Origin of the sequence: Bacillus sp. FSL R5-0416 (assembly GCF_037975425.1) — a bacterium.
GTDB lineage: Bacteria > Bacillota > Bacilli > Bacillales > Bacillaceae > Bacillus > Bacillus subtilis.
In genome coordinates this window covers 3382278-3396957 of the sequence record NZ_CP150252.1, presented here as the reverse complement: position 1 = coordinate 3396957, position 14680 = coordinate 3382278, and the positions used below count along the sequence as shown (strand labels likewise).

Here is a 14680-nt window from a genome sequence, read left to right as displayed (position 1 = left end):
CTAAAGAGGTGTAACACATGGATGCAGTATTGGAAGCAGACACTCGGGCAGTGATTGGAGAAGGCCCGTTATGGGATGAAGAAAACGGCCGCTTATATTGGGTTGATATCCTGGGGAGCGAGCTCCATATCTTTGACCCTGAAGAAAAAATCAACCGATCAATCAAATTCAAATCCTTTGTGACGGCGCTTGCGAAATATTCAAAGGATGAACTGATTATGATGATGAAGGACGGGTTTTACCTGTATCATCTTCGGGATGACAGCTTGGAAAAAATTAAACAGCCGAAGGACATGCATGAGAGCCTGAGATTTAATGATGCTAAATGTGACCCGTACGGAAGGCTTTGGGCGGGGACAACGAGCATGGAAGGCGAGCAAAAACAGGCGTCGCTGTACCGTTTGAATCTAGACGGCAGTCTTGTCAAAATCAAGGATCAAGTCTCCACCTCAAACGGTTTGGATTGGGACCGCGAGCGGAATTTGATGTATTACATCGACACGCCGACGCAGGAGATTGTGCGTTACAGCTATGATCCTCAAAGCGGAGATGTTTCGAATCCAGAACCTGTCTATCGTTTTGATCAGTCAGACGGATTGCCGGACGGCATGACAATTGACCAAAATGGCATGCTGTGGGTGGCGCTGTTTGGCGGCAGCCGCGTTGTTCACATTGACCCGTTTCAGAAAAAAGAAATCAATTCAATCAGCGTGCCGGCTAAATATGTCACGTGCTGCGCGTTCGGCGGCAGAGACTTAAAAACCCTTTACATTACAACGGCAACAGAACAAATGACAGAAAAAGAGAGATACGAGCAGCCTCACGCTGGAGGGTTGTTTTCAGCACAACTGGAAACAGGCGGATATCAGCCGGTACCATTTGCTGGAGACGTATAAAAAAAACGCATCCGAAACACGGATGCGTTTTTTTATACTACAGAGAACGGATAATGCCGCCTTCCACACGCTGTGCCGTGCCGTTAATGGCGGATGCGGCGTCAGACGCGAGGAATACGATTGTGCTGGCGACTTCTTCTGCTGTCGCGTATCGCTGAATAAGTGAGGTTGGCTCATTGACCTTGAAATAGTCTTTGATAAATGAATCTGTATCCTGGCCGGCTGCTTGTGCGGCACCTTCCATATAGGATGCCACGCCCTCTGTCCAAGTAGGTCCCGGGAGCACTGAGTTAACCGTCACATTTGTGCCTTTTGTCATTTCAGCCATTCCTCTTGAAAGGCTGATCAGCGCCGTTTTTGTCATTGAGTATGGAATCATCGTTGGCAGCGGTTTGACGCCTGCTTCACTTGCAATATTTAAAATGCGGCCGCTGTTTTTGGCAAGCATTTTTGGAAGGAAGTGACGGCTTGTCCGAACGGCGCTCATCACGTTCACTTCGAAATATTGATTCCACTCTTCATCTGTCACATCGGCGAAGTCTTTTACCTCGAAGAAACCAAGGTTGTTAACAAGGATATCGATATCACCGATTTCATTTACTTTTTCGATAAAAGCCGCTGCTTCATCTGTTTTTGACAAATCGGCAGCAGCACCGTGCACTGTTCCATAGCCAGAAAGCTCTTCAATGGTGCGATCGACAGTCTCCTGTTTGCGTCCGTTGACAATGACTGCCGCACCCTCTTGCAGAAAGCTTTTTGCGGCGGCTTTCCCGATACCGGACGTCGAGCCGGTGATTAAGACGAGTTTGTCTTTTAGCTGTAAATCCATAAGAATCATTCCTTTTGATTGATGATGGTATTAAGTATACAAGATCAAATTTAGTGTTTACGAGGATTTTGCTCCCATACACAATACGGGGAAAAGTCATTCAGGACACATATACAAGCCTGTCAGTCATATAGTATAATTACTCCGAAAAAAGGATACGAATGTCAAATAGGTGCCGGTCCGTGAACAACAGCCGGCTTAAAAGGGAAACCGGTAAAAGCCGGTGCGGTCCCGCCACTGTAATTGGCCAAGCGCTAAGAGCCAGGATACCTGCCTGTTTGATCAGCACGAATTCTGCGAGGACAGATGATGTGTAAACAATAGGCTTTTTTGTGTTGTTTACAGCATCTTTACCGTCGTAGAGATGCTTTTTTAGTTCGTTTAGGAGGAAAAGATTATGAAAAAACGAGCCGGGATATGGACTGCGCTCCTGTTGGCTGTTGTTATGCTGGCAGGCTGCGGCAATCCTGCGGATCAGAAGGATTCAAAGGCAAAACAAAAAACAGAAGCGTTTCCTGTCACCATTGATGATGCGTCAAATCAAGATGTAACCATCAAAAAAGAGCCAAAAAAGATTGTTTCATTAATGCCGAGCAACACAGAAATTACATACGCACTCGGCCTTGGTGACAAAGTGGTCGGTGTCACCACAAACGATACCTATCCAAAGGAAGTCAAAAAGGTTGAGAAAGTCGGAGATATGAATGTAAACGTTGAAAAAGTCATTTCTCTAAAACCAGATCTCGTTCTGGCCCATGAGTCTTCCATGTCAGCATCAGCAGATGCCATCAAACAGCTGAAGGACGCGGGCATTACAGTGCTGACTGTCAATGATGCACAATCATTCTCCGAGGTGTACAAATCAATCGAAATGATCGGAGAAGCTGGCGGGGCGGAGAAAAAAGCTGATCAGCTCGTGAAAAGCATGAAAACAGACTTGGCTGCTATAAAAGAAAAGGCCACCGGCATATCTATTGCCGATCAAAAGAAAGTATTTGTCGAAGTGTCTCCGGCTCCGGACATTTATACGACCGGGAAAGGCACCTTTATGGATGAAATGCTTGAAGCGATCCATGCGGAAAATGCCGCTTCCGCTCAGAAAGGCTGGGCTAAGATGACCGAAGAAGCGATCGTCAAGCTGAACCCCGATGCGATTGTGACGACAAACGGTGAATCTGCTGTCAGCGAAATAAAAAAACGAAGCGGCTGGAGCGGTGTAAAAGCCATCAGACATCACGAAGTATACGACGTGGACCCTGACCTCGTGACCCGTCCGGGACCGCGATTGATTAAAGGGGTCGAAGAGCTTGCTGAACATATTTACCCTGATGTTTTTAAAAAATAAACGCTTTGTGGCATATGCCCTCAGCCTGATGTTTTTGTCGGTATCTGTTCTTTTGGGAATCTCTATCGGGTCTTTGGAGATTCCCATTCCTGCTATTATCAAGGTTTTTTTGGGAGAATCGTTTGGCATTCAAGGGCTAAATCTTGATCCGATAGAGGGGAACATCATCATGAAAATTAGGCTGCCGAGGGTGATATTGGCCGCTCTTGTCGGCGCGGGGTTGGCTGCTGCGGGAGCCGGTTTTCAGGGGCTCTTGAAAAACCCGCTCGCAGATCCGTATACGCTCGGCATATCGTCAGGCGCTGCTGTCGGTGCAGTGGTCACATTGTTTTTCGGGATTGAGTTGCCGGTGATCGGAAGTTTTACACTGCCGTTTTTAAGCGTTGGAGCGGCTGTTGTCGTGATTTTTTTGGTTTTGTTCTTTGCGCGGCTTGTTCACCCTTCATTGACCCTGTCTGCATTGATTTTAACAGGGATCATCTTCAGTTCGTTTTTGGGTGCGCTTACTTCTCTCATGATCGCATTGTCCGGCGATGATTTAAAACCGATCGTCCACTGGCTGCTCGGCAGCGTATCAATGAGGGGCTGGGGCTATGTTGCACTATTTCTGCCCTTTTTTGCTGCGGGCGCTGCCACGCTTTTGATCAGCGGCAGAGAACTAAATGTGATGACTTATGGCGAGGAAAAAGCGAGGCTGCTCGGTGTGAATGTGAAGCGGAGTAAATATGTCGTTCTGTTGGCGGGAGCTATTTTAACTGGCAGTGCGGTTGCGGTATCTGGAACCATTGGATTTGTTGGTCTCGTCATTCCGCATTTTATCCGGCTTCTGTCTATTACGGATCACCGGCATCTTCTGCCGCTCTCGATGCTGAATGGCGCTTCGTTCCTTGTGCTGTCAGATCTTTTGTCAAGAACCATCATTGAGCCGTCGGAGCTGCCGATCGGCATTATTACTGCACTGGTAGGAGCACCAGTTTTCGGGTTTATATTGATTCGGCGTTACCGGGGAGGGCGAGTTCATGATTGATGTCATCAGAGTGTCCGGCGGCTATGGAAGAAAGGATGTCTTACAGGACATCAGCTTTGCAGTAAAACCGGGTGAATTTTTAGGAATCCTTGGTCCGAACGGCAGCGGAAAAACCACCTTGTTGAAAATGCTGTCTGGAAGCATCACGCCTCGAAGCGGGGAAGTGCTGCTTGAATGCCGTTCAGTCGGGTCGTACAAAACGAAGGAGCTCGCCCGCAAAGTAGCGGCCCTTCCTCAGAAAACGGAGCAGGCCTTTTCCTTTACGGTGGAGGAAACGGTACAGTTTGGCCGCTACGCTTATCAATCAGGTCTTTTTCGGCAGCTCACAGGGGAAGACCACGATATCGTAAAAAGGGTGATGAAGCAGACAGACATCCTCCGCTTTGCCAAAAAATCCATTCATGAGCTGAGCGGCGGAGAGCAGCAGCGGGTGTATGTGGCGCAGGCACTTGCCCAGGAACCCCGATATTTGTTGCTTGATGAACCGACAAGTTTTCTCGATTTGTCATTTCAAAAAAGTCTGCTAGATTTAATAAAACAAGAAACGGTCGCGTCAAAACTCGCAGTCATTGGGGTGTTTCATGATGTGAATATTGCGAGTTTATACTGTGATCGTTTGCTGTTATTAAAAGATGGAAAAGCAGAAGTGCTTGACCGCCCGGAAGCTGCCCTCTGCGCCGACCGTATTGAGCGGGTGTATCATACTGACATCACAGCGCTGGACCATCCAGAACGTGCAAATCCGCAATTTACGATCAAGGCGAAAACCATCCCGGAGAAAGCCGAGCCCCTCTTTCTAAAAGAACGAATTGAACAATATTTGCCGCGTGGCATCACATTTTCAGCAGACCGCCCGATGCGCGTTCTGTCCTCTGAAGAGGGCTTTGCTTGGAGACGAAAACTTGTTTTCGACAGCGGAAACAACTCTGGATGGCCGCATGACTTGTCAACCGTTGAACAAGAAGCGCTGTTTATCCAACATGATTGTAAATTGACTGCCTGTCATATTGTGTCGGAAAGCAATGATCTCTGCATCATCGGAATGAAAGATGCGAAGGGGCGTTTCATCATGTGGGTGGTAGTCAGCGGCTGTTTGCACGATGGTCAATTTGTGAAGGTGATAAGCGCTACAGCAAAAGCTGCAGCTCAGCACCGTGTTTTCTGCAGTGATGTGCTCATCGCGGCCACTCACTCCGGCCGGTTACCGGATCAAACCATTTTATTGACACAAATACAAGATCAAACAGCGGCTTGTGTGAAAGCTTTAAAAAATTAATTCGACCTGTCTTTGGACAGGTTTTTTATTGTTTTAAAACGCATCAGATGAGGGTGAGACGTCATTTTTTTATCCTAAATACGAAAAATATGTTGCTAAATGAATCAGTATAGATTTATAATTATTATATGAAAGCGTTTTATTGTATATGATTGTTTAAAAATGCAACAGATGGGAGCGGAATCATTTGAAAGTAGAGGGGATTATTCCAGCCATACTGACACCGATTACAAAAGAACAGGACTTTCATCCAGGTGTAGCCGAAAAGCTGGTGAATCATTTAATTGATTCAGGTGTCCATGGCATTTTTGCTTTAGGGACAAATGGCGAATTTCATTTATTCTCGCAAGAGGAAAAGCTTCAAATTGCGGAAACTGTCGTGAAAGCGGTTAATAAACGTGTGCCTGTTTTTATCGGAGCAGGAGAAAACAGTACTGAGGCAACCATTTCCTTATCTAACCAAATGGCGGATATTGGAGCTGATGTTCTTTCGATCATTACGCCATACTTTGTCGCACCTTCGCAGAAGGAATTGTATCAGCATTTCCGCACGATATCTGAAAATGTCGCGCTTCCTGTCCTGCTCTATAACATTCCGTCGAGAACAGGTGTATCACTTGAGCCTGAAACCGTTGAAAGGCTGGCGGCATTGCCGAACATCATCGGCATTAAAGACAGCAGCGGCAGCTTCGACAATATTAAGGCGTATCTTGAGCGTACAAAAGACCAGTCCTTTTCCGTTCTGGCAGGAACCGATTCATTGATTTTAGACACATTGAAGGCGGGAGGAACAGGGGCTGTGGCTGCAACAGCAAATGTGCTTCCGCAGACCGTTGTTTCAATCTATGAATCTTATAAACAAGGAAACATTGAAGAGAGCGAGCAGTATCAAAAGCAGCTAGACCCGCTTCGTGCCACTTTTTCACTCGGTTCACTGCCGGCGCCGCTAAAAAAAGCAACGGAGCTTGCCGGAATCGACGTCGGACCGCCTAAACATCCAATTGCAGAGCTGTCAGGAGAGGGTTTGCAAAAAGTGAAAAAGATGCTGGAAGGCTACGGAATTGAAACAAAACTGGTAAAGGAGCAGTGAGGATATGAAGACGCTTTATCATTTTCAAACGGCCGCCCGAATTGAGGCTGGCGCACATTCACTCAATTTCCTTGGTGATCATTTGGATCAGACAAGCGGATGGAATCAGATCCGTTCGGTGTTTATTTTAACTCAGCCGTCGATCGTCTCTCTCGGTTATGCAGACCAAATCAAAGAGGTGCTGGCTGAAAAAGGCATCTCAAGTGAAATCAATACTGACATACAGCCGGAGCCGACGGAACAAAATATCGAAGAGGTTTTTCAGCTTTTTTCTGCAGGAAGCCATGACGCAATTCTAGGAATTGGAGGAGGCAGTGTGCTTGATGCGGCTAAAATCCTCTCTGTTCTGAAAACAAATAAAAAACCGATTTCCGAGTTGGTTGGCACGAATCTCGTTGAAAAGCCCGGTGTTCCGCTTGTGCTGATTCCGACAACATCTGGAACAGGGTCGGAGGTGACGCCGAATGCGATCGTGACATTCCCTGAGAAAGAATTAAAGATTGGTATGGTCAGTCCCTATCTGTTGCCATCACTTGTGATTTTAGATCCGGTTTTGACGATTGGTCTTCCAAAGGCGATCACGGCCGCAACCGGAATGGATGCATTTACACACGCGCTCGAATCCTATATTTCCAACAAAGCAAATCCATTCAGTGACATGTTTGCGCTTGAATCTATGAGACTGATTTCCTCCAGTATTCAGGAGGCTTATCACCATGGAGATAAACTAGAAGCGAGAGAAAAAATGCTCATTGGCGCCATGTATGGCGGAATGGCTTTGACAAGCGCAGGGACAGCGGCGGTTCATGCGATGGCTTACCCGCTTGGGGGGAAATACAAAATGTCTCACGGTGTGGCCAATTCCATGTTGCTTCCGCATGTAACGGCCTTTAATGCGGATCATGTGACTGACCGCCTTTCGGATGTCGCTGGTGTAATTGGAATCGAGCAAAAAGGTTCGAAGGCCAGCCAAGCAGAGCGGGTCATACAGAAAATTGAAGAGTGGACCGCCGATTTAAATATTCCGCAAAATTTAAAGGCATTCGGAGTATCAAAAGAGGATGTGCCGACGCTTGCTGAGGCGGCAGCCGACGTCAAACGGCTCATGGACAACAATCCAAAGCCGATGTCTGTTGCGGAAATTGAAGCTGTCTATTTGAAATTGCTTGAGGTGTAGGTCATTGGGATCTGTACTTGTTTTCACCATGAGCCTGTAGGAGGCTTGCAAACAAAGGGGGAGTTTGGGTGGATGTCTTAAGCGGTTCGGTCATAACATTTATTTTGGCAGTGATTGTGGTTTACATTCTTTTTACGACGTGGCTGACGATGCGCTTTCGCAGTAAATCCAGTGCGGAATTCAACAATGCCGCCAAAACACTGCCGGCCATTGTTGTCGGCATTCTGCTAATGAGTGAATTTATCGGCACCAAATCGACAATTGGGACCGCTGAATCAGCTTATACACATGGTTTGGCAGCTTCATGGTCGATTGTAACGGTCTCTATTGCGTTTTTTATTTTTTCCTACTTCTTAGTAGGGAAATTTTATAAAACAGGCCAATATACGATTTCCGGTATTATTAGTGACAAGTTTGGCCGATCGACCAAACTTGTCGTTTCTACTATTATGATTGTGGCTCTTTTACTAGTGAATCTAGGGAACTATTTAAGCGGATCGGCGACGATTTCGTCTATTTTAGGTCTTCCGCTCATGACGTGTGCCATCATTACAGCGATTGTCAGCACCTTTTATTTTACATTCGGAGGAATGAAGGGCGTTGCCTGGGTGACGATTCTGCATTCTCTTGTTAAATATGTGGGGGTTCTAATTACATTAGGGGTTGCACTCTATTTGACAAAAGGCTGGGAGCCGATGACGCAGCAATTGCCCGAGCATTTCTTCACATGGGACGGCAGTATCGGATGGGGGACAATCGGTGCTTGGTTTATCGGCAATATGGGGGCGATTTTTGCAACGCAGTTTATTATTCAGGCCATTACCTCATCGAAAAGTGAGAAAGAGGCAAAGAGATCGACGCTGTATGCGGCACTGCTTTGTCTGCCGCTTGCGATTGCCATTGGAGTCATCGGCGTTGCCGCACGGCATTTGTACCCGGACATTGATGCCATCTATGCATTCCCGGTATTTATGCAGCAAATGAATCCCGTGCTGAGCGCCATTGTGGCAACATCGCTTGTGGCGTCCATTTTCGTCGGCGTCTCGACTGTTGCGCTTGCGACAACAACTTTGATTATGGATGACTTTTATGTGCCTAAAGCAAAACCGACACCGGAACAGCGCATGAAAGTTACGAGATATGCATCCATTATCATCGGTTTTATTCCGTTGCTCGGTGTTGCATTGGCGCCAGAATTGTTAACGCTTTCTTTCTTTACGAGGGCGCTTCGTACATCAATTGCCGTTGTGGCGGCGATGGGTTTTTATTTGCCATACTTTAATTCAAACCGCGGGGCAACCATAGGCCTGGTGCTTTCCGGAATGGCGACAACGGTCTGGTATTTGTTAGACAATCCGTTTGGCATTGATAACATGTACATTGCCATCATTGTTCCGTTTGTTGTGCTCGTATTAGACCGTCTGATCAGCTCGCCTGCGAAAAAAGAGTCAAATGTAAAGGAGGAATTCTAATGAAACAAAGTGAAGTTTCCTTGCTGATAGATGGGCGCATTAGAAAAAATGAAACAGATGAGGCCAGAAAGGATGCTTTTTTGCCGACAGACTGTCCGCAAAACCATGCAGCCAACTTGCTGGAGCTGGACAATGGTGATCTATTGTGTGTCTGGTTTGGGGGTACGCAGGAAGGCATTGCGGATATATCGATTTACATGTCAAGGCTTGCAAAAGGGAGCAGTGAGTGGACACAGATAGAAAAGCTGTCGGATGATCCTTCCCGTTCCGAACAAAACCCTGTGCTTTTCCAAGAGCCGTCCGGCCGGCTCTGGCTCATGTATACGGCACAGATGTCCGGTAATCAGGATACAGCTATTATCAGATACCGGACATCGGATGACAGAGGCCATACATGGAGCGGCATTGACACATTGTTTGGCGAAGCCGGCACCTTTATCCGCCAGCCGCTCGTTGTCCTGGATAACGGCGATTGGCTGCTTCCCGTCTTTTACTGCATCACCTTGGCGGATGTGAAATGGACTGGAAACCGTGACATCAGCGCGGTGAAAATTTCATCTGATAAAGGCAAGACGTGGGAGGAAGTGAAGGTGCCGAGCAGCATGGGCTGTGTTCATATGAATATTGAAAAACTGCATGACGGGACATTGCTTGCGCTGTTTAGGAGCCGTTTTGCAGACTCGATTTATGCGAGCCGCTCTATTGACAACGGCCGCACCTGGTCAGAGCCTGAGCCGACGGAGCTGCCGAACAACAACTCTTCCATTCAATTTACAGCGCTTCAAGATGGGACGCTCGCTCTCGTATACAATCATATGAAAGCGAATGAAACGACCGAAAGAAGAGCATCTCTATACGATGAAATTGAGGATGAGGATGATACAAGAACAGGTGTAGACACAGAAGCGCGTCCAGCCTTCTGGGGAGCGCCGAGGGCGCCGATGACACTGGCGCTTTCACATGATGGCGGTGTCACATGGCCTGTCAAAAGAAATATTGAAGTCGGCGACGGGTATGCGATGACGAACAACTCAAAAGACAAGCTCAACCGCGAGTTTTCTTATCCATCGATCAAGCAGGGGAAAGACGGCGACCTGCATATTGCCTTTACGTATTACCGTCAGGCAATTAAATATGTACGCGTACCGCAAATGTGGGCCTCTGCCGATCAAGAATAAAGCCGTTTGAACGGGCGCACCGCACTGGACAGAATGAATTGTATCCCTATATCGCATCATTTATAATTTAAGTTCGAGGGGCTGTCCCAATGTTTGAACGGACTCCCTCACTGTCTCATTGACCTGAGGGAGAATGAAAGAGGGGGTCCATTTTCATGAAAATTAAAGTGCTTGGCATTGCGCCATATAAAGGTTTAGGGGATTTATTGACAGAGCTCGCGAAGGAAGAACAAGATATTCAATTTCAGTTGGAGGTCGGCGATTTGCGCTCCGGCGTCGCGATTGCAGAGCAAGCGGTATCACAGGGGATCGATATCATGATGAGCCGCGGCGGTACAGCCTCGCTCATTCAAAAACACGTGCGCATCCCTGTCGTAGATATCCCTGTTTCAGGGTATGATCTGCTGCGGGCGTTGACACTCATTAAAGATTATCAAGGGAAAGCAGCCGTCGTTGGCTTTGAAAATATTACCCAAGGGGTTCGCACCATCAGCGAGCTTTTTGGAATAGAAGTTGATTTATATACGATTAAAGAAGAAATGGAAGTATGGGATCTGCTGAGGGACATTCAACAGCAGGGGACACAAATCGTATTAGGAGATGTGATTACTGATAAAGCGGCAAAGGAGCTAGGCATGCAAAGCATGCTGATCACGTCCGGCCGTGAATCGGTTAAGGAAGCGTTTCACACTGCAAAGCAAATGTACCGGCTCTTTAAGGAGGCATCCGAGGAGCAGCGGATGTTTAGAGACATGATTGATCAGGAAGAAAAAGGGATGCTCGTCATTGATGATAACAGCCGGGTCCGCTTTGTAAACAAAATGGTAAAAAAATGGATGAAAGAAGGTCTTCTTGAGCCTATAGCACCCGCCGCCGCTGTCAATGAATGGTGGGATGAGCTGGCTTTTGCCGTACAGTCAATAAGAGAAGGCAAACTAAGCGGGTATTTTCAATTAGAAACAGGAGAAGTTGTCTGGCATATGAAAGGTTCCTTTCTTTCAAAAGGAGAGTTGTTGATTGCCATTGAACAATCGTCGTCATCACGCGATGATCGTAACCATCCTGTATGGTCGTTTGCGGCGCCCGTCCATTCATTGCATCCATTCTCATCATTTACACAACAAAGCAGTTCTATGAGGGACACCGTTCAGCAAGCGCAGGCATTCAGCCAGACGCATAAACCTATTTTGCTGTACGGAGAGGAAGGAACGGGGAAATCAGACCTCGCCTTAGCGATTCATCAAATGAGCCCTCGGCGGCAGCATACGTTTATGACCATTCATTGCAGCAAGGTGAAAGAGACCTCATTGCTGAAGGCCCTTCCGGCTGTTCAAAACGGGACGATTTTTCTTCGGTATGTCGAGCATCTGCCGCTTGAAGTCCAGCATGATCTCGCCTTGCAATGGATGAAGCCGGATCAGCAAATACGCTGGCTCGCCTCTTCCTCTGCCGATTTATGTGAAGAAATGAAAGCAGGGCGATTTGACCCTGATTTATACAGTTGTTTACAAGGATTGACGCTTTATGTCCCGTCGTTGTCAGAGCGGGTGGAAGATATGGAGGACATGAGCAGACTGTTTATTGCAGAATTTAATTCAGTTTATGGCACACAAGTGGTCGGACTTGCGCCTGAGGTGATGGACGCGTTTCGCAATCGGACATTTCGGGAGAATGTTCGGCAGTTTAAGCGAGTACTTGAGGAACTTGCGCTGACGGTGAAAAGCGGATATATCACATTGGCTGAAGCCGCGCCGCAGCTTGACCGTCTGTCCAATGAGAAAAAGGAAGAGAGCTTAAAGGGCTATACTGAAGGGACGCTTGAGGACATCGAACGGCGCATCATTCAAGCGGTGCTGCAAGAGGAGAATATGAACCAATCCAAAGCAGCGAAGCGATTGAATATCAACCGCACCACCTTGTGGAGAAAACTAAAAGAATAGCATGAGACCGAGGTGTCGATATGACAAACATACGATGCAAAAAAGGAGCAAACATCAGCCGAAAAATATTGATTGTCGCCGACGATTTAACGGGTGCTAATGACACAGGCGTTCAGTTTGTTAAAGCAGGAATGAGCGCCGCTGTTCTTTTTGACCGGTCTGGTGCAAATCCAGGGGATATAAAAGAAGATGTCATGATTTTAGATACGGACACGCGCGGTGTGTCGCCGAGCGAGGCTTACAAAGAAGTCAGTTCAGCATCGCATCCGTTCGCCCGCCTTGAATCACACCTTTTTTTAAAGAAAATTGACTCCACATTAAGGGGAAACATCGGGATCGAAATCAAGGCGCTGATGGATCTGGGGCGTTTTGATGTAGCAGTCATCGCCCCTGCTTTTCCTGATGCGAGGCGGATTACTGTGGATGGCATGCATTATGTCAATGGCCTGCCTGTTCATGAAACTGAAGCAGCCGTTGATCCGAAAACACCGGTTGCCGAATCGCGGATCGCTGATTTGCTTTTCGGGCAGACGAATATACAGCCAAAAACGATAGGCACCAAACAGCTTCACAAACCTGATGAGCAAATACAACAAGACCTTAGAGCGTGGAAAACCCAAGGACATGAATGGTTTGTCTGCGATGCAGAAACGAATGAGGATCTGCGCCGCATCGTGCAAGTGTTTATGAACAGCGGGCAGTCAGTTTTATGGGTCGGCGCTGCCGGACTGGCCGGTGCACTTGCCCAGCATGTCAGAAAGAGGGCATTGCAGACAGGCAAGCGGAATGAACCGGTAATGATCGTATCTGGCAGTGCATCGAACACAACAAATAGACAGCTAGCATATGTAAGAGAGCAGCGTGACCTCCTTGACGTGCGCATCAATCCGCTGAACGTATTGAATGGATGTGAAGCATGGGAGCATAAGCGCGCGATCGATCAAGTGGTGGTTCATCAAGGGAAAGATGTTCTGCTTTATACTGATGCGAAACCGGAAACCGTACAGCGCATCATCGCTTTTGGGAGAAAACAAGGGCTTGACCGGCAGGCTGTAGGCGAAAAGCTCTCACTATTTCTTGGTGCAGTCACGAGTGAAATCGTCAAGTTGACAGGATTAAAACGCCTTGTGTTGACAGGAGGGGACACTGCGCGCGCGATTTGCAACGAGCTTGGCGCAGACGGCATTCAACTGCTGGGTGAAATTGAAGCGGGGATACCGCTCGGCAAGCTGCTCAACGCAGATATATATGCGGTGACAAAGGCGGGCGCATATGGTCAAACCGATTCTGTTCTAAGAGCCGTTGAGGTGCTGAGAAATGTAGAGGAGGAAGACAGATGGCAAAACCAATCATTGCGTTGACGATGGGGGATGCGGCCGGTGTCGGCCCGGAAATTATCATCAAGGCATTTGAGCAAACCAATTTGCATGAAAACGGGACATTGTTTGTCATTGGGGATTACAGCATTTTAAACAGAGCAAAGACGTTCATTGGCTCAGATGTAGACATTGTAAAAATCAACGAACCGGAAGAGGCGGCAGATGTAAAGCCCGGCGTCATTCCTTGCCTGGACCTTCAGTTGCTAACCGATGAACTGAGAGTGGGAGAAGTATCGGCTGAAGCGGGAAACGCAGCGTTCCGCTATCTTGAAAAGGCGATTGCCCTTGCCAACGAGAATCAGATTGACGGCATTTGTACAGCGCCTTTAAATAAAGAAGCCCTCCATAAGGCGGGGCACATGTACCCGGGCCATACCGAAATTTTAGCGGAATTGACGCAAACAAAGGACTATGCGATGATGCTGGCTGCACCGAACCTGAAGGTGGTGCATGTCACAACCCATGTCGGTCTGCTTGACGCCATTCATCTCATTGATGCGAAACGGGTATACACGACAATACAATTGGCGCATGATACGCTCATTCGCGCAGGCATACCGCAGCCTAAAATCGCGGTATGCGGTATTAACCCTCACGCCGGTGAGAATGGTTTGTTTGGACATGGAGAAGAAGAAGAGAAAATTGTCCCTGCCGTTGAACGCGCGCAAAGTGAAGGTATACAGGCATTCGGCCCGCTGCCTGCTGACACGCTATTCTTTAGAGCAGTGAGAGGCGATTTTGATATGGTGGTGGCGATGTATCATGATCAGGGACACGGACCGATTAAGGTGCTCGGTCTTGAAGCCGGGGTGAACATTACAGTCGGCCTGCCAATTATCCGTACGAGTGTTGACCACGGAACAGCTTTTGATATTGCAGGAACAGGCAAAGCCGATCCCGCGAGTTTAGAAGAAGCGGTGAGACAGGCAATCATGCTGTCTGGAACGCGTAATCGGCATGCATAACAAGAAGAGCCTTCTATCATAAACGAGCACCTCCAAATTTCAAATTTGGAGGTGCTTTTCTTTTGGCGCATTTTTAAGTGCAGATAAGATCAAGGCGATCTTATCT

At 47.6% G+C, this 14680-nt stretch carries 12 protein-coding genes and 1 riboswitch; of the genes, 11 read left to right on the top strand and 1 reads right to left on the bottom strand.

Annotation, left to right across the window (positions count from 1 at the left end):
* The first annotated feature begins 17 nt into the window (after positions 1 to 17).
* The gene (locus NYE20_RS18125) at positions 18 to 896 is read left to right on the top strand and encodes an SMP-30/gluconolactonase/LRE family protein (RefSeq protein WP_069838746.1); all 879 of its coding nucleotides are present in this window, start codon (positions 18 to 20) and stop codon (positions 894 to 896) included.
* A 37-nt stretch (positions 897 to 933) separates the two neighbouring features.
* Here the strand turns inward: NYE20_RS18125 and NYE20_RS18120 are convergent, their stop codons facing one another.
* The gene (locus NYE20_RS18120) at positions 934 to 1725 is read right to left on the bottom strand and encodes an SDR family oxidoreductase (protein WP_161621257.1); all 792 of its coding nucleotides are present in this window, start codon (positions 1723 to 1725) and stop codon (positions 934 to 936) included.
* Positions 1726 to 1878: 153 nt separating this feature from the next.
* Positions 1879 to 2018, top strand: a riboswitch (cobalamin riboswitch).
* A gap of 104 nt (positions 2019 to 2122) precedes the next feature.
* Here NYE20_RS18120 and NYE20_RS18115 point away from each other — a divergent pair.
* The 10 genes from NYE20_RS18115 to pdxA all read left to right on the top strand — a co-directional run bounded on the left by NYE20_RS18115 (position 2123) and on the right by pdxA (position 14574).
* Complete coding sequence (locus tag NYE20_RS18115; protein WP_161621258.1) at positions 2123 to 3070, top strand: ABC transporter substrate-binding protein; 948 nt, start codon at positions 2123 to 2125, stop codon at positions 3068 to 3070.
* Positions 3033 to 4097: an iron ABC transporter permease gene (locus NYE20_RS18110; protein ID WP_161621259.1), complete on the top strand. Its 1065-nt coding sequence runs from the start codon at positions 3033 to 3035 to the stop codon at positions 4095 to 4097. Before NYE20_RS18115 ends, NYE20_RS18110 begins: the two co-directional genes overlap by 38 nt.
* Positions 4090 to 5373: an ABC transporter ATP-binding protein gene (locus NYE20_RS18105; protein WP_161621260.1), complete on the top strand. Its 1284-nt coding sequence runs from the start codon at positions 4090 to 4092 to the stop codon at positions 5371 to 5373. The genes NYE20_RS18110 and NYE20_RS18105 overlap by 8 nt, the downstream gene beginning before the upstream one ends.
* 187 nt (positions 5374 to 5560) lie before the next feature.
* Entirely contained in the window at positions 5561 to 6463 is a 903-nt protein-coding gene (gene dapA, locus NYE20_RS18100; RefSeq protein WP_161621261.1) for a 4-hydroxy-tetrahydrodipicolinate synthase, read from the top strand.
* A gap of 4 nt (positions 6464 to 6467) precedes the next feature.
* Entirely contained in the window at positions 6468 to 7640 is a 1173-nt protein-coding gene (locus tag NYE20_RS18095) for an iron-containing alcohol dehydrogenase (RefSeq protein WP_161621262.1), read from the top strand.
* A gap of 68 nt (positions 7641 to 7708) precedes the next feature.
* Complete coding sequence (locus NYE20_RS18090; protein WP_339183670.1) at positions 7709 to 9112, top strand: sodium:solute symporter family protein; 1404 nt, start codon at positions 7709 to 7711, stop codon at positions 9110 to 9112.
* Positions 9112 to 10290: an exo-alpha-sialidase gene (locus NYE20_RS18085; RefSeq protein ID WP_161621264.1), complete on the top strand. Its 1179-nt coding sequence runs from the start codon at positions 9112 to 9114 to the stop codon at positions 10288 to 10290. Before NYE20_RS18090 ends, NYE20_RS18085 begins: the two co-directional genes overlap by 1 nt.
* A 155-nt stretch (positions 10291 to 10445) precedes the next feature.
* Positions 10446 to 12230, top strand: a complete 1785-nt coding sequence (locus tag NYE20_RS18080) for a sigma-54-dependent transcriptional regulator (RefSeq protein ID WP_161621265.1) — start codon at positions 10446 to 10448, stop codon at positions 12228 to 12230.
* 20 nt (positions 12231 to 12250) lie between these two features.
* A complete protein-coding gene (locus tag NYE20_RS18075; protein WP_161621266.1) occupies positions 12251 to 13591 on the top strand; it encodes a four-carbon acid sugar kinase family protein in 1341 nt (446 codons plus the stop codon).
* Entirely contained in the window at positions 13567 to 14574 is a 1008-nt protein-coding gene (pdxA, locus tag NYE20_RS18070; protein WP_161621267.1) for a 4-hydroxythreonine-4-phosphate dehydrogenase PdxA, read from the top strand. Before NYE20_RS18075 ends, pdxA begins: the two co-directional genes overlap by 25 nt.
* The last annotated feature ends 106 nt before the right edge of the window (positions 14575 to 14680 follow it).

What these genes read in the sequence shown, in the direction of transcription:
- NYE20_RS18085 (WP_161621264.1), top strand. Translation starts at nt 9,112, where the DNA reads ATGAAACAAAGTGAAGTTTCCTTGCTGATAGATGGGCGCATTAGAAAA.
- NYE20_RS18115 (WP_161621258.1), top strand. Translation starts at nt 2,123, where the DNA reads ATGAAAAAACGAGCCGGGATATGGACTGCGCTCCTGTTGGCTGTTGTT.
- NYE20_RS18125 (WP_069838746.1), top strand. Translation starts at nt 18, where the DNA reads ATGGATGCAGTATTGGAAGCAGACACTCGGGCAGTGATTGGAGAAGGC.
- NYE20_RS18105 (WP_161621260.1), top strand. Translation starts at nt 4,090, where the DNA reads ATGATTGATGTCATCAGAGTGTCCGGCGGCTATGGAAGAAAGGATGTC.
- NYE20_RS18120 (WP_161621257.1), bottom strand. Translation starts at nt 1,725, where the DNA reads ATGGATTTACAGCTAAAAGACAAACTCGTCTTAATCACCGGCTCGACG.
- NYE20_RS18095 (WP_161621262.1), top strand. Translation starts at nt 6,468, where the DNA reads ATGAAGACGCTTTATCATTTTCAAACGGCCGCCCGAATTGAGGCTGGC.
- NYE20_RS18080 (WP_161621265.1), top strand. Translation starts at nt 10,446, where the DNA reads ATGAAAATTAAAGTGCTTGGCATTGCGCCATATAAAGGTTTAGGGGAT.
- pdxA (WP_161621267.1), top strand. Translation starts at nt 13,567, where the DNA reads ATGGCAAAACCAATCATTGCGTTGACGATGGGGGATGCGGCCGGTGTC.
- NYE20_RS18075 (WP_161621266.1), top strand. Translation starts at nt 12,251, where the DNA reads ATGACAAACATACGATGCAAAAAAGGAGCAAACATCAGCCGAAAAATA.